This is a genomic window from Bacteroides ilei (assembly GCF_900128495.1).
Taxonomy (GTDB): Bacteria; Bacteroidota; Bacteroidia; order Bacteroidales; family Bacteroidaceae; genus Phocaeicola; species Phocaeicola ilei.
Window position 1 is genome coordinate 18,504 of the sequence record NZ_LT635801.1, and the last position, 15,625, is coordinate 34,128.

Consider the following 15,625-nt stretch of genomic DNA (forward strand, 5'->3'; position numbering starts at 1 on the left):
AACGATTATGCCTTCACTTCCTAAAAATTATCCGTTTTATAATTGGGTGCCCAAACCGTTGGGCATCCTGATACTGATATTGCTTTTTATCCCTATTCTGACAGCCGGTGGGGTGTATACTGCGAATAGCAGTGAGATGTTGGGCGGACTGGGTATCCAGTCGGAACATATCCAGTTTGTGGGTTTCCTCACATCCGTGGGGATGGCAGCCTTTTCACCTTTCTTTTATAGACTGGTATGCCTCCGCCGGGAGAAGATGATGTGCATGGCAGGCTTTTCATTGCTTTATCTGTTGAGCTATGTCTGTGCAGTGACCGATAGCATTTACCTGCTGGCTGTGTGCAGCATCATAATTGGTTTTTTCCGGATGGTATTGATGATGGTCAATCTTTTCACCCTCATCAGATATGCGTTCGGAATGGAAGCCACCCGCAACATTACTCCTGGCAATGATCCTGCGGATGAGGCCGGATGGGACCGGCTGGACTGCGAAAAATGTACCAGCATGCCTGTAATCTACCTGTTCTTCATGATTTTAGGGCAGTTAGGGACATCGTTGACCGCATGGCTGGCTTATGAATACGAATGGCAATATGTATATTATTTCATGATGGGTGCATTGTTGTTTTCTATCCTGGTTGTCTTTGTTACCATGCCTTACCATGCATATTCCACCCGTCGTTTTCCTATTACGTTCCGTAAATTCGGCAGTGTGGTGATATTCTGTCTGATGTGCTCGTCGGTCATTTATGTATTGGTTTACGGTAAGGTGCTCGACTGGTATTCCGATCCCTCTATCTGCTGGGCTACGTTCATGGCGGTCCTGTTCATTTTTATATTCGTATACATGGAGAAAAGACAGTATTCACCTTATTTCCTGATGGATATCTTTAAGTTACGTTCTGTACGCATAGGCATTCTGCTTTTCCTCCTGCTTATGATATTCAATTCCAGCTCCATGTTTGTGAATGTATTTACGGGGATAGGAATGAAGACAGACAACTGGCAGAATGCGTCACTGACCAACTGGAGTATGGCCGGTTATTTCATCGGTTGTGTCATTGCCGTCATATTGGCAAAGAAAGGGGTGCATCTGAAATACCTCTTCTCTCTCGGTTTCGTACTGATAGGCCTTTCTGCACTTTTCATGTATTTCGAGGTACAGACAGCCGGATTGTATGAACGGATGAAATATCCGGTCATCATCCGTGCCACGGGTATGATGCTGCTCTATTCATTGACAGCTGTCTATGCCAACCAGCGTATGCCTTATAAATACCTGTCTACCTGGATCTGTATTATGTTGACTGTACGTATGGTGCTCGGTCCGGGTATCGGGACGGCACTTTATACCAATGTGATGCAACACAGACAGCAGCATTATATAACCCGCTTTGCCCATGACCGTGACCGGTTGGAGCCGGATATGGCCGTTTCTTATTCACAGACAGTACAAGGGATGTGCCGTCAGGGAAAGAGCAATCTGGAGGCTGAACAGATGGCGGCTTTGTCAGTTAAAGGGAATATCCAGGTGCAGGCTACCTTGTCGGCGGTAAAGGAGATGTCCGGATGGACGTTTTACGGCTGTGTAGGGTGCGCTGTCTTTTTCCTGTTGCTTCCATGGAAAAAGAGAAAACCGGATCCGGTCTTGTCCGGTGTCTGAGGCTTTAGCCTGTGCCACGGACAGGCTTCCGTTTCTTAATCTATGTTTCTCCAGCGGGTAAAAACAATGAATGTAGAGGCCTTCCGTGGCATTTTTTTATTTATCTTAGTGTCGGGTACATCCGAAATGAACTTAAAATAGAAAAATGATGAATGCATATTCCGAACGTTTGATTTTTCTGGACCGGCAGTTGGCCGAGAGGAGAGAACTTTGCTCTTCCGGGGGAAGTGTGGACGCTTTTCCTCCGATGCTGCAAAAACGTTTCCTGAATGACTATATCGGGTTAATGGTCTGCCAAAGAGGCCGGTTCCAATTTACATTGAACGGCAGGTCTTTTGTGGCCGGAGCCGGAGAGACGGTATTTCTTTCCGAATCGGCTGAATTCTGGGTGACCGACTATACGGATGATTTGCTTGTGGATATTCTTTTTTATCATATAAGTCCCATCCGTGAGCTGTTGGGGAGTTCGGTCATGGCTATGCATCTCTATACAACGTTGACTCCCGAACCCTGTTATGTATGGAATACGGGCGAGGAAGATGATATAAGGCATTACGTCTGTCTGCTGTACAGGCATCAGCGTGCCATGCACAATCCGTTCGATGTACATGAATGTAAATTGTTGCTTTTGTCGTTGACCTATAGGTTGTGTTCTATATACAGCCGGAAACTCCTGGAAGAAAACCGGACAGCCGGCCATAAGATCGATACATTCATCCAGTTACTTCGTCTGATAGAGAAATATTACAGACGTGAAAGGGGAGTGGCCTTTTATGCCGGCAAGCTTTGTCTTTCACCGAAGTATCTTTCTGCCCTGTCGAAATCTGTTTGCGGATATACGGTACAGGAACTGGTGTTCAGGGCCATTGTCCGCCGCAGCATGCTTTTACTGAGGAATTCCCGGAAAACCGTACAGGAGATTTCCGATGAGTTCAATTTCCCCAATGCTTCCGCTTTCGGTACCTTCTTCAAGAAAGCTACAGGGCTTTCACCTGTACATTACCGCAATGCAGAGGATGATTTTCCTACCTCCACATCTTTATGACTTTCCCTCGATATCCATGGTTTGCATTTGCCGTTTGGTGGTTCCGAATTTCTTCCCATATTGTGTCCAATAGATATCGGCAGCCAGGCGGAATAGCGTTTTGGATAAGGGCATGGTAGTACTGAAAGTCTGATGCTTCCCATTTGCAACGGAGCGGGCCAGTCTTCGTATGTTTCGGATGGCGATGTATTTGAATGGGGTGCCGAGAATGGCTTCTCCACTGCCCAACATCAGGGTCGAACCCATTGTATAGCCGTTACGGCGGCAGAATAGTTCCATCATCCGGACCGCTACGACATTTTGTTCATACTCCAGAAATCCACAGTTGATCAGGATGGAAATTACGGGTTTGCGGGTAGGAGGATTGGTTTCCAGGGTTTTCAGGAAGCTTAGAAAGCCTGTCGGCAGGGAATCGGCGTAGAGAGGGAAGGTAAAAAGGATATCGGTATAGTTCCCTGTTTCGGCACACAGTTCCAGGTGGTTCTTTCTCGTGATGTTACGGTATACGGTTTCAACCGGACAGTGCCGGATGAAAATCTCTGCGTACCGTTTTGAATTTGATTTCGGCGCTCTCGGACTTCCGTTAAGTATCAGGATTTTTCCCATTGTTCAAGAATTTTTGTTACCATTATGTCGGTCATGGATTCACTGGTGAAGATAATTTCATAATTTTCAAAATTCATGTTACGGGCATTCCGTGCGATGAGTTCCCGAAAGATGTCCTGTTCTTCATCATCAATATCACCGTAGGCTATGATGACAGCTTTTTTCGGAATGACATTCCGTTGTACATGATGTGTTTCTCCCTGGTGAATCCGGATGAATGCCTGCTGTATGGGGATAGCCCGCTCCAGCATGGTTTTCATGACAGTGTCATAGCCTCCATATTTCAACCGGCTCACATACAGTATGGCATTGCTTCTGGCGATACAGGGATATACCCGGGTAGCGTCATCCCGTATGACGCATTTGCCTGGAGTTTTGGTCCAGCAGCTGAAACATCCCGTGCAGTTGGCTATTTTCAGTTCCGATAAGTTGAAATATCGGATTTCGTGCGGATTGGAAAAATGAATGTCCAGTGGCCTGTCGCTGAGAATCAGTTTCATGGGTTATGCATTTGTTTTTGTAGATAAACGTTTTTCTGTCTCTTTTTGTTCGGCCAAAAACAAAAACATCGACAATATTTGCAGATTATGACATTTTATAGGATAATGACCATTAATTTATGGTTTAATCCCGCAGTGAGCCGAGAAGTTTGAACTTAAATTAATAATCTCTTTGCAATTTTACATCATGTCAAAAATTATTAATAATATATATCAATTTAAATGGCTTCTGTTAGAAATTATAGGTTTTTGTATTAGGAATAGACATATATTTATTATGTTTGTAAGTATTAGATTTATGTTATACCTTAAATTCTTTCTAGTATGAGTGTTGAACTTGATCGTTTTCATCCTTTAGTCTTAAATGTAGGACTGGCTATACATAATGCAGACTGGAACTGGGTTAATGTGAGAAGCCCATTCATGCGTATATATTACGTTTGGGAAGGATATGCAAAATTAAAGCTTCCATCAGGTATTTTTGATCTTAAACCACATTACATGTATTTTATTCCGTCATTTACGACCCATAGTTATATTTGCGATTCTTATTTTTCTCTTTATTATATTCATTTATACGAGAATAATCTTGATGGAACAAGTATATTGGATGATTGGGAGCTTCCTACAGAGATTAAAGCTGATAGCCTTGATATGGAACTCATGAAAAGATTATGTGAAATAAATCCGTTTATGAAATTACCTCAATCAGACCCGGCGTCTTATGACAATAAACCAACTCTTATCAAAAGTCTTATTACTAATGAAAGCCGACCTATGTATGATAAGGTCGAGTCAAGAGGTATTGCCTATATTATAATTTCACGCTTCTTGAAGCATGCCTGCAAAAAATCATTGGAAAGGGATGATAGGATAGTAAAAACAATTGATTATATCAGGAATCATTTATATAGTGATATTAAAATAGGAGATTTGGCTCAGCAAGTATTTCTTTCTACAGATCATTTCATTAAATTATTTAAGCATGAAATGCATACTACACCTTTGCAATATATCACAAAAAAGAAAATAGAAAAAGCACAACTTTTACTTGCCACTTGTGATTTATCCGTAAAAAGTATCTCTTATAAACTTATGTTTGATGATTATTCCTATTTCTGTCGGATTTTTAAAAAAATTACAGGAGTGACTCCAAAGGAATACAGATTGACCGTGAAATAAATAGAATGTTGATTTTTTATTCATACAATATTCTTGGCTTAGGGGGATCGGTTATGTCTAGAAACATTTCATCTACATATATAAGACTATTCTTCCTATAGGATCAGATGCAGGTATTTTCTATGTTTTGTCCTACTTTATTACTATGATGGGATAAATCTTCCCACATCTGTATTGTGCATGTGGTATCTTATTGGGGCATAGTCAATAGATTTATCAATAATAATATCGCTTCAGTGACGCTTCAGTGTATTCTTGATATTCCAGCGGGAATATCAGGTATCTCTTATTTTTATTATCTTAGTTTATGTACACACTTTGGGATACAATATAAAATAGACGATAATGTTTTATTTAATATCTATTTTGTCCTATAATAGAGAAAAATGTAATCATATCTTTGCATATATCTTAAAATCCATATTATGAAGAACAACGGTTATAGAGTAAAGCAATATGACGAACCTGTAAAACGGTATTGTCAGACACTCAGCCTGAAAGACAATCCAGAGTTGATCTCTGCCTATAGAAAAGCACATAGTAAAGAGCAAGCTTGGCCCGAAATTCGTGAGGGAATCCGTTCCGTCGGTATATTGGAGATGGAAATATACATTGAGGGGAACAAGTTGTTTATGATAGTTGAGACGCCTTTGGACTTTAACTGGGATGAAGCTATGAAGAAGCTGTCAACATTACCTCGACAGGCAGAATGGGAGGATTATGTAGCAGGTTTCCAACAATGTGTAAAAGGAACTACATCGGATGAAAAGTGGCAAATGATGGAAAGGATGTTTTATTTATACGACTAAACAGTTTGTGTAGTAAAATCGCTCTTTTGACAATGTAGTCAATATGTAATATTATCCTTTTTGACTTTTTTGATCTCTATATGGTAATTTATTGATAATATGTTACCAGGCTCTTCATGTCCTTTAAAGAAGTTGATTTATTAGTAAAAATTCCTGACTTTTTTATTAAAATCTTTGTTGTTTAACACTTACCTTAAAATTTTATTGCTTATGAAAAAGAAGTTTTGGATTTTTCGACAATGTGAGATGAGATACACTTTATGTGTGTTGTGTCTCTTCCTTTGTTCTGTATGCCTTTTTGCCCAAAGTAAAAAAGTTACAGGGCGAGTTACAGATGTTACTGGCGAGCCCATAATAGGAGCCAATGTATTGGTAAAGGGTACTACTCATGGTGTAATATCAGATTTGGATGGATCTTATTCTCTGGACGTTGAACCGGGTGCAATTCTTCAGTTTTCTTACATAGGTTATATATCTCAAGAAATTTCAGTAGATGGACGTTCGACGATTAACGTACAAATGAAAGAAGATACGAAAACTATAGAAGAAGTAGTTGTAGTAGGTTATGGTTCTCAAAAGAAAGAAACGTTAACCGGTTCTGTAGCAAATATAAAAGGAGATGAAATAACCAAAAGTCCGGCACCGAATGTTAGTAGCTCTTTATCGGGTAAATTACCGGGATTGGTTGTAAACCAGCGTACAGGAGAACCTGGTAGAGATGATCCGAATATAGTTATTCGTGGCTTTGGTACATTTGGAGACAGTTCACCTTTAATCATTATAGATGGAGTAGAACGTGATAATATGAGTCGTATGAACCCTGAAGATATTGAAAGTATTTCAGTATTGAAAGATGCTTCTGCCGCTATCTATGGTGCACGGGCTGCCAATGGAGTTATTTTGATAACAACAAAAAAAGGAAAAATAGGTAAACCTGAATTTTCTTTCAATATGAATGTTGCTTTTTCTTCTCCGACAGTAAAGCCGGAAATGTTGGATGCAGCAACATTTGCAGAAGCTTATAATGAAGGTGACTGGTACAGGAAAGGACGTCCGTCTGAATATACACCAGTATATACAGATGAAGTCATCCAGAAATATCGTGACGGATCGGATCCTATTTTATATCCGAACACGAATTGGGTGGATGAAACGCTGAGACCTTTTTCTTTGCAGACACGTAGCAGCTTTCAGGTAAATGGAGGTACAGAGTCCGTACGTTATTTATTGTCTTTTGGGTCTTTGACACAAGGACCAGGATATTATCATCAAAATGAAAAAAACAGACAATATACATTCCGGGCAAATGTCAATGTGGATTTAAGTAAAAATCTTACAGTTGGAGCAAATATTAGTGCTATAATCAACAATCAGCAACACTCTTCAGTTGAGACATGGATTAATTTTACAAACATATTGGAGTCAAGTCCATTGTTGGTTGCCCGTTATCCTAATGGGCTTTTAGGAGGAGGTCGTATGGGAGAAAGCCCCTTATTGCTGGATCAGAGAGGTTTTGATAAAATAAGTAGTACTCCAATCTATTCAACATTTACGGCTACCTATAAAGTTCCATGGGTTGAAGGCCTGAAAATAGAAGGATCATTTAATTACGATATCAATAATAAGTTTGAAAAGTTGTTCCAGATTCCATACTACTATTATGAATATAATACAGTAACCGAAGCATATGATAAGATACAAGGTACAGGTACATCATCTGCAACATTAACAGATACTTACAGCCGATGGACTACCCTGTTGTATAATTATCGGATTTCTTATGATCGTCAATTCGGCAAACACCGCATATCAGCAATGTTAGGCCATGAACAACAAATCAATACTTATTCATATGCGATGGCATATCGTAAGAATTTTTTAAGTTCTTCAATTGATCAGATCAATGTTGGTGGTTCTTCTGCAGAGGATAAAAATAATGGAGGTTCAGAAACAAAAACTGCTCGTAATAACTTCTTTGGAAGATTTAATTATGACTATAACTCAAAGTATTTGGTAGAATTGGTATTCCGTTATGATGGTTCACAAAATTTCCCGGCCGGAAAACGGTATGGATTTTTTCCTGCAGGATCTGTTGGTTGGAGAATATCAGAAGAATCATTTATCAAGGATAACGTAAACTTTATAGATCAATTAAAGCTGCGTTTTTCTCTTGGACAAATCGGTAATGACCGGGTTGATGCTTATCAATATCTACAGACTTATTCATTTGGAGGTAACTATGTATTCGGTACATCTGACGCATCCGGTATTTATGCCAATTTAATGCCTAATCCTAATATTACTTGGGAGACAAGTACGAAAATGGATGCCGGCTTTGACTTGACAATGTGGAACGGTCTGCTTGGAGCTGAGTTTACTTATTTTAAAGAAAGAAGATCCGACATCTTGACAGCACGTAATTTGTCTGTTCCTAATACATTAGGATTCTCTGGCCTTCCTGATGAAAATCTTGGTGAAGTAGAGAATAGGGGTGTTGAATTAAAATTAACACATCGCCAGGTACTTAATGATTTCTCATATAGCATAGAAGGAAATTTGTCATATGCAAAAAATAAAATCATATTCATGGATGAAACGCCTAACGCAGAGCCTTATCAAAATCAGACCGGACATCCGGTAGGTGCAGGGCTGTATTATAAAGCTGATGGTATATTCAATACAGAAGAGGAATTGAACTCTTATCCTCATGCTGATGGAACGCAAGTAGGTGATATTAAAATTGTCGATTTAAATAATGACGGTGTCATTGACTCTGATGACAGATATCGTTTTGATTATTCAGCTACACCGCGTTTCGTCTTTGGACTTGGTGGTTCATTCAGTTATAAGAATTTTGATTTGAGCATTTTCTTCCAGGGACAGACAGGAGCCTATAATTATGACTCTGAATTTACACAATTAGGTGGATCCGATCCTAAAAATACATTTGTTGCACGTGCAAAAGACCGTTGGACTGTAGACAATCCTAATGGTACCATGCCAAGAGCTGATGCATACCAGTTAGGCAATACAACATTTTTCTTGTATGATGCTACATTCATTCGTCTTAAAAATCTTGAGTTTGGCTATACATTACCCGATACTTGGGCCTCACGTTTGCATTTGGGAAGCCTAAGAGTTTATGTCAGTGGATTCAATGTATTGACATGGGCTAAGGAAATAAAATGGACCGATCCTGAATTAAGCGGATATTCTCTTTATTATCCTCAACAGAAAGTATTTAACGTTGGTTTAAGTCTTAAATTCTAACAATTGCCGTTATGAAAAAATTTTTATTATTTATATTTACTATTTCCATGGTCACATCCTGTGATATATTAGATATTACTCCAAAAGATCGTATAACAGAAGATGTAGTTTGGGAAGATGAAAATTTGATTCGTGCTTATCATACAAATCTGTATAATTCTCTTTTACATGGCTTCCGTCAAAACATGCAATCAAAAGCCACAGATGAGGTTTATTGCACAAATGCAGGTGGAATGAACATTATTCCTTATGGAACAATAACCCCAGATAATGTAACTACTGTATCATCTACAGATTGGGCCGGTGGTGGAAATTTATATATATGGGACACTGCTTTCCAGAATATCCGTAAGATTAATATATTCTTGGAACAAATGAATCTTACTGCTATTTCTTTTGATGATAAAGACAGATTGATTGCTGAAGCTAAATTTTTAAGGGCTTATGTTTATTTTATGCTGTTGGCCCGTTTTGGTGAAGCACCTATTATAGAGCAGTCTTATGAAATGGGAACAGATGTCAAATTCACAAGTAATTCCTTTGATGAATGTGTGGCATTTATAGAAAAAGATATTTCGGAAGCAATGCCTGCACTGCCTGTTGCATATAATACTACTGATGCGAATTTTGGAAGAGCTACGCAGTCGGCATGCCAGGCTTTGTTATCAAGACTATATCTTTATGCGGCTTCCCCATTGTATAACCTGGATAATGATATTAAAAAGTGGGAAAAGGCGTCAATAGCGGCCAAGACTTTTATAGACACCTATGTTCCAAACACATACGATTTGCATCCGGATTATGAGACTTGTTTTAATCAACCTAGTGGTACCGCCAATAAGGAAATTATCTTTGCAAGAAATTTTACGGCATCTAATGGTCATCAAGCTCCGATGGATAATTTGAACCGTCGTTATGGAGGTTATGGAGGCTGGTGGGCAGGGAACGGTCCTTCCCAGAATCTGGTAGATGATTATGACATGAAATCTACAGGACTTCCTCCTTTCATATGGGTCAATGGAGAACAACAAATAAATCCGGAATCAAATTATGACCCTCAGAATCCGTATAATGACAGAGATCCCCGATTCTATGCAACTGTTATATACGATGGCGGGACTTACCATGGAGACGTTTTCGAAATGTGGGTATCGTCTGATCAGAAAACATGGGGAATCGATAATTATAGACAGAATGGCGATAATCCTATGACAAATTATGTATTGCGCAAATTTATGCCGGATGAAAATACGCCTTTGAGTTGGCAAATGACTTATACCATTCCATGGATTTTCTTCAGAGTTGGGGAAATTTATTTGAATTATGCTGAGGCTGAATTTGAACTTGGACATGAGGATGTATGTAGAAAGTATATTAACAAAATACGTCAACGTGTAGATATGCCAGATATACCTGAGACGGTAACAGGCGAAGAATTGAGAACGCGTTTATATAATGAACGTAGAGTTGAATTGGCTTTTGAGGAGCATCGTTATTTTGATGTACGCAGATGGATGATAGCAATGGACGTCGATAATCGTCCGATCCGGGGTATGACGATAATCAAAGAAGCTGATGGAAAGAAAACTTATAAAGTTGAGAAACTGTTAGACCGTGTATTTAAACCTCAGATGTATCTGTTGCCAATTGCAACTGACGAGATTCGTAAGAATGACGGTAAATTGCAACAGACAAGAACATGGCGTGAATAAAATAATATTTTTATAAAACAGGAATGATAGGCCCTGGAGAGGAGAAAGCAATATTTTTCGGAAAAGGCTCCAGACCTATCATTCTATATAACATATTATTGATAGCCATTTCAGTTATTGCATTTTCCATTGTTGATATACTGTTACCATCGATACTGTAAATTTCATCGGAAATATTGAAATAAAAAGTTCATATAGAAAAATCCTATATATCAATATCTTAAATCTTAATTTTCACGAAATAGGATGGAGGTTATGTGTGAGATAAGAACATTTCTATAATGGATTTGATTGTTTTTCGTTTGATGAATGTTTCAAGTTGTTCATGGATTATATGAACAAAAACAATAGAATAATTAACCTTTAAAAATTATAATAATGAAATACCGTGATTTAGGAAAGACAGGGCTGAAAGTACCTGTTTTAAGTTTTGGAGCATCTTCGCTTGGAGGTGTATTTCACTCAATTAAGGAAAATGATGCTCTTAAGGCCGTATTTACTGCTATAGAAAACGGTTTGAACTTTATAGATGTATCACCATATTATGGATATTATAAAGCGGAAACTGTTTTAGGTAAGGCTTTGAAAGAACTTCCGAGAGATTCTTTTATATTGTCAACCAAAGTAGGACGTTATGGAAAAGACGGTGTAAACACGTGGGACTACTCTGCGAAAAGGGCGAAAGAAAGTGTTTTCGAAAGTATGGAAAGGCTTAACGTTGATTATGTTGATTTGATCAATGTTCATGATATTGAATTCGCAGATTTACATCAGGTTGTAAATGAAACATTGCCGGCATTGGTGGAATTGAGAGAACAAGGCGTTGTAGGTCATGTTGGTATCACTGACTTGCAGTTGGAAAATCTGAAATGGGTGATAGAAAATTCTGAACCGGGGGTAGTGGAATCTGTGTTGAATTTCTGTCATTATACACTCAATGATGATAAATTAATTGATTTTCTGGATTTCTTTGAAGAACATGGAATAGGTGTAATTAATGCTTCACCATTTTCTATGGGACTTCTTACCCAGAGAGGTATTCCTGACTGGCATCCAGCTCCGAAACCGTTGGTTGAGGTTTGTAAGAAGGCTGCTGCATATTGTTCTGAACAGGGGTATCCGATAGAGAAACTTGCCATACAGTATGCTGTTAGTAATCCAAGAATACCTACAACATTATTCAGTTCCTCAAATCCAGATTCTGTACTAAAGAATATAAAATATATTGAGGAACCGATAGATTGGGAATTAGTGAAGAAAGTGAAAGAAATTATTGGCGATCAGCAAAGAGTAAGTTGGGCTAACTCTTAATTCAATTATTACTATGGGAATGACAATTATTGATGCACATTCACATTTGTGGCTGTATCAGGACACGGAAGTTAACGGTCTTAAAATACAGACTATGGAGAATGGCCTATCATTGTTCATGGGGGAAGTGCGCCAAATGCTTCCTCCATTCATGATTGACGGACGTAACAGTGCGGAAGTCTTTTTGGCAAATATGAATTACGCTCAGGTGGGAGCAGCCGTAGTCACACAGGAGTATATAGACGGAATACAGAATGAATACCTTCTGGAAGTCATGAAGAAATACCCGAACAGGTTTTTTGTGTGCGGCTTGTGTGAATTCAGAAAAGATGGATTTTATCAACAGGCAGAGGAACTTATAAGACAGGGGTTTAAGGGTATTAAGATACCGGCACAAAGGCTTATTATGAAAGACAAAAGGGTGTTCCTTAATTCGGCTGAAATGATGAGAATGTTTCATCTTATGGAGAAAAATAATATAATCCTTTCTATAGATCTTGCTGATGGGGATATGCAGGTAGGTGAACTTGAAGAGGTTATAACTGAATGTCCGGATCTTAAAATTGCTATTGGACATTTCGGAATGGTTACTACAAAGGGATGGACAAGCCAGATTAAACTTGCCAGACATGATAATGTGATGATTGAGTCAGGTGGCATTACCTGGCTTTTCAATGAAGAGTTTTATCCTTTTAAAGGTGCCGTGAAAGCCATAAAGGAAGCCGCTGATTTGGTAGGGATAGAAAAGCTTATGTGGGGGTCCGACTATCCCAGAACTATTACAGCCATCACTTACAGAATGTCGTATGACTTTGTTTTAAAATCCAAGGAATTGACAGACTGCGAGAAGGAATTGTTTTTAGGGAAAAATGCTCAAGCCTTTTATGGGTTCAAGGACTTGCCGGATCTTCCGTACATAAAAAACATGTCAGAATGAAATACAAATATATAATACCTTTATCGCTCATTTTCAGCCTGTTTTTCTTATGGGCAATAAGTAGCAATCTACTTCCTACCATGATAAGGCAACTTATGAAAACATGCGAACTTAATGCATTTGAAGCTTCATTTACTGAGGCTGCATATTGGCTTGCATATTTCATTTTTCCTATTCCAATAGCTATGTTCATGAAGCGTTTTAGCTATAAAGCAGGCATTATAGTAGGTCTATTGTTGGCTGCGATAGGAGGATTGTTGTTCTTTCCTGCATCGGCTATCAAGGAATACTGGGCATATCTTGTAATCTTTTTTATTATTGCTACAGGTATGTGTTTTCTTGAAACGGCCGCCAATCCTTATGTTACTGCATTAGGTTCGCAAGAAACAGCTTCAAGACGTTTGAACCTGGCTCAGTCATTCAATGGACTTGGAGCTTTTATTTCTGCCATGTTTTTAAGCAAACTTATACTTACAGGGTATAACTATACGCGTGAAACATTACCACAAGATTATCCGGGTGGCTGGGAAGAATATATACAAATGGAAACAGATGCGATGAAATTACCGTATCTTGTTCTTGCCGGGTTACTTGTTTTAATTGCCGTAATATTTATGCTTTCCAAATTGCCTAAGATAGACAATGAAGGCAGTGATGGAAAAAGTTCCCGACTGATAAATTTTGCAGTTCTTAAAAGGCCGCATCTAAAATGGGGAGTAATAGCGCAATTTTTTTACAATGGTGGACAAACGGCGATAAATAGTTTATTTCTTGTATACTGCTGTATGTATGTAGGGTTGCCTGAAGACAAGGCAACTACTTTTTTCGGCTTATATATGCTTGCTTTCCTTATAGGAAGATGGATAGGAACCATGCTTATGGTACGTTTCAGACCACAGGATATGTTGCTGACTTATTCCATTGTAAACATAATTCTCTGCGGAATTATAATTTTATTCGGTGGTATGATAGGCTTGTATGCGATGTTGGCTGTATCCTTCTTTATGTCAATAATGTATCCGACCCAGTTTTCGTTAGCTATCAAGGATTTGGGGGAAGATACAAAAAGTGGTTCGGCATTCTTGGTAATGGCTATCATCGGTAACGCCTGTATTCCACAGCTTACGGCTTATTTCATGAACCACCACAAGGATGTTTATTATTGTGCATATATTATCCCTTTGATATGCTTCTTTTTTACTGCATATTATGGATGGAAAGGCTATATAGTTAAAAGATAATTATTCATATTAAATCTAATAAATAAAAAAATGAAAGCATTACAAATTGTTGACACAGGTGTGGTCAGATTGACAGATGTTGAAAAACCAGTTCCTGGAGTGGGGGACATATTACTTCGTATAAAATATGTAGGATTCTGCGGCTCGGATCTTAATACTTATCTAGGCAGAAATCCTATGGTAAAGATGCCCGTAATTCCTGGTCATGAAGTGGGGGCCGTAATTGAAGAAATTGGCAGTAATGTTCCTTCTGGATTTTTTAAGGGAATGGCTGTAACGGTAAATCCATATACAAATTGCGGGAAATGTTCTTCATGTAGAAATGGGCGTGTTAATGCATGTGAACATAATGAAACTTTAGGAGTTCAGCGCAATGGTTCTATGCAGGAATTTTTAGTACTGCCGTGGACAAAGATAATCCCGGCGCAGGGACTTAATCCAATGGAATGTGCACTAATAGAACCGATGAGCGTCGGTTTTCATGCTGTTTCAAGAGGACAAGTTACTGATATTGATGTAGTAGTTGTAATCGGGTGTGGAATGATAGGTCTGGGGGCCTTGATAAGAGCGAGTCTTAGAGGAGCAACCGTAATAGCTGTCGATATAGATGACGAAAAGTTGGAAATAGCTAAGAAGTTAGGAGCTAGATATGGTATAAATTCTAAAAAAGAAGACGTCATTCAACGTGTAAGGGAAATAACGGACGGGTATATGGCAGATGTTGTTATTGAAGCCGTTGGAAGTCCTGCAACATACATTACTGCAATAGATATTGTTTCTTTTACAGGTAGAGTTGTGTGCATTGGGTATGCTAAGAGTGAAGTGTCTTTCCAGACTAAATATTTCGTTCAAAAAGAATTGGATATTCGAGGCTCAAGAAATGCCATGCCGGAAGATTTTAGAGCTGTGATACAATACCTGAAGAATAGCAATTGTCCGAAAGACAAGCTTATATCTGGAATATTCAAACCGGAGAATGCAGGTGACGCTCTTAAAGCGTGGTCTGAAAATCCGGGTAAAGTGTTCAGAATATTAGTTGAATTCTAACTTTAATTGTGTACGTTAATGTGAGTTCAAAATAAATTCAGAAAGCCGTAGCAACCCGGTGTTGAAGTGAACTCTATCTAAAATAAAGAACCGCCATGTGCGGAACCGCATGCATGGTGGTGTGAGAGGCCGGAAAACGAAAGTAGGAAGAAAACTACTTCGTTTTCCTCCTACTCTATATTTACCAGTCGGGGTGACTGGATTCGAACCAGCGACCACACGCCCCCCAGACGCGACTCCAATTCATATTTTACGGAGTTGATAATCAGGGTTATCTTTATAATCCTTTTCCTTTAGTTTAC

At 38.8% G+C, this 15,625-nt stretch carries 12 protein-coding genes; 10 read left to right on the top strand and 2 right to left on the bottom strand.

Annotated features, from left to right (window positions below):
* The first annotated feature begins 7 nt into the window (after positions 1-7).
* Together BQ7489_RS00075 and BQ7489_RS00080 are read left to right on the top strand one after the other, a co-directional pair.
* Positions 8-1,663 carry an efflux MFS transporter permease gene (locus tag BQ7489_RS00075; protein WP_072529520.1) on the top strand — a complete coding sequence of 552 codons (1,656 nt, stop codon included), beginning with the start codon at positions 8-10 and terminating at the stop codon, positions 1,661-1,663.
* 148 nt (positions 1,664-1,811) lie between these two features.
* Entirely contained in the window at positions 1,812-2,708 is an 897-nt protein-coding gene (locus BQ7489_RS00080; protein WP_072529521.1) for a helix-turn-helix domain-containing protein, read from the top strand.
* Here BQ7489_RS00080 and BQ7489_RS00085 read toward each other — a convergent pair.
* Complete coding sequence (locus BQ7489_RS00085) at positions 2,703-3,314, bottom strand: hypothetical protein (protein WP_072529522.1); 612 nt, start codon at positions 3,312-3,314, stop codon at positions 2,703-2,705. The genes BQ7489_RS00080 and BQ7489_RS00085 overlap by 6 nt on opposite strands.
* Entirely contained in the window at positions 3,299-3,814 is a 516-nt protein-coding gene (locus BQ7489_RS00090; RefSeq protein WP_072529523.1) for a flavodoxin family protein, read from the bottom strand. Before BQ7489_RS00090 ends, BQ7489_RS00085 begins: the two co-directional genes overlap by 16 nt.
* A gap of 324 nt (positions 3,815-4,138) precedes the next feature.
* Here BQ7489_RS00090 and BQ7489_RS00095 point away from each other — a divergent pair, with 324 nt between their 5' ends.
* The 8 genes from BQ7489_RS00095 (at position 4,139) to BQ7489_RS00130 (ending at position 15,323) form a co-directional block, all read left to right on the top strand.
* The gene (locus BQ7489_RS00095) at positions 4,139-4,996 is read left to right on the top strand and encodes an AraC family transcriptional regulator (protein ID WP_072529524.1); all 858 of its coding nucleotides are present in this window, start codon (positions 4,139-4,141) and stop codon (positions 4,994-4,996) included.
* Positions 4,997-5,421: 425 nt separating this feature from the next.
* Positions 5,422-5,805: an L-rhamnose mutarotase gene (locus BQ7489_RS00100; protein WP_072529525.1), complete on the top strand. Its 384-nt coding sequence runs from the start codon at positions 5,422-5,424 to the stop codon at positions 5,803-5,805.
* A gap of 210 nt (positions 5,806-6,015) precedes the next feature.
* Positions 6,016-9,075: a SusC/RagA family TonB-linked outer membrane protein gene (locus BQ7489_RS00105; RefSeq protein ID WP_072529526.1), complete on the top strand. Its 3,060-nt coding sequence runs from the start codon at positions 6,016-6,018 to the stop codon at positions 9,073-9,075.
* Positions 9,076-9,086: 11 nt separating this feature from the next.
* Positions 9,087-10,787, top strand: coding sequence for a RagB/SusD family nutrient uptake outer membrane protein (locus tag BQ7489_RS00110; RefSeq protein WP_072529527.1), 1,701 nt, complete (start codon positions 9,087-9,089; stop codon positions 10,785-10,787).
* Positions 10,788-11,165: 378 nt separating this feature from the next.
* The gene (locus BQ7489_RS00115) at positions 11,166-12,098 is read left to right on the top strand and encodes an aldo/keto reductase (protein ID WP_072529528.1); all 933 of its coding nucleotides are present in this window, start codon (positions 11,166-11,168) and stop codon (positions 12,096-12,098) included.
* 13 nt (positions 12,099-12,111) lie between these two features.
* Positions 12,112-13,035, top strand: coding sequence for an amidohydrolase family protein (locus BQ7489_RS00120; RefSeq protein WP_072529529.1), 924 nt, complete (start codon positions 12,112-12,114; stop codon positions 13,033-13,035).
* Complete coding sequence (gene fucP, locus BQ7489_RS00125; protein WP_072529530.1) at positions 13,032-14,276, top strand: L-fucose:H+ symporter permease; 1,245 nt, start codon at positions 13,032-13,034, stop codon at positions 14,274-14,276. Before BQ7489_RS00120 ends, fucP begins: the two co-directional genes overlap by 4 nt.
* Before the next feature lie 30 nt (positions 14,277-14,306).
* Complete coding sequence (locus BQ7489_RS00130) at positions 14,307-15,323, top strand: zinc-binding alcohol dehydrogenase family protein (RefSeq protein ID WP_072529531.1); 1,017 nt, start codon at positions 14,307-14,309, stop codon at positions 15,321-15,323.
* Positions 15,324-15,625 lie beyond the last annotated feature (302 nt).

Coding starts and splice junctions, on each gene's coding strand:
- BQ7489_RS00075 (WP_072529520.1), top strand. CDS start 8: ATGCCTTCACTTCCTAAAAATTATCCGTTTTATAATTGGGTGCCCAAA.
- BQ7489_RS00080 (WP_072529521.1), top strand. CDS start 1,812: ATGAATGCATATTCCGAACGTTTGATTTTTCTGGACCGGCAGTTGGCC.
- BQ7489_RS00085 (WP_072529522.1), bottom strand. CDS start 3,314: ATGGGAAAAATCCTGATACTTAACGGAAGTCCGAGAGCGCCGAAATCA.
- BQ7489_RS00090 (WP_072529523.1), bottom strand. CDS start 3,814: ATGAAACTGATTCTCAGCGACAGGCCACTGGACATTCATTTTTCCAAT.
- BQ7489_RS00095 (WP_072529524.1), top strand. CDS start 4,139: ATGAGTGTTGAACTTGATCGTTTTCATCCTTTAGTCTTAAATGTAGGA.
- BQ7489_RS00100 (WP_072529525.1), top strand. CDS start 5,422: ATGAAGAACAACGGTTATAGAGTAAAGCAATATGACGAACCTGTAAAA.
- BQ7489_RS00105 (WP_072529526.1), top strand. CDS start 6,016: ATGAAAAAGAAGTTTTGGATTTTTCGACAATGTGAGATGAGATACACT.
- BQ7489_RS00110 (WP_072529527.1), top strand. CDS start 9,087: ATGAAAAAATTTTTATTATTTATATTTACTATTTCCATGGTCACATCC.
- BQ7489_RS00115 (WP_072529528.1), top strand. CDS start 11,166: ATGAAATACCGTGATTTAGGAAAGACAGGGCTGAAAGTACCTGTTTTA.
- BQ7489_RS00120 (WP_072529529.1), top strand. CDS start 12,112: ATGGGAATGACAATTATTGATGCACATTCACATTTGTGGCTGTATCAG.
- fucP (WP_072529530.1), top strand. CDS start 13,032: ATGAAATACAAATATATAATACCTTTATCGCTCATTTTCAGCCTGTTT.
- BQ7489_RS00130 (WP_072529531.1), top strand. CDS start 14,307: ATGAAAGCATTACAAATTGTTGACACAGGTGTGGTCAGATTGACAGAT.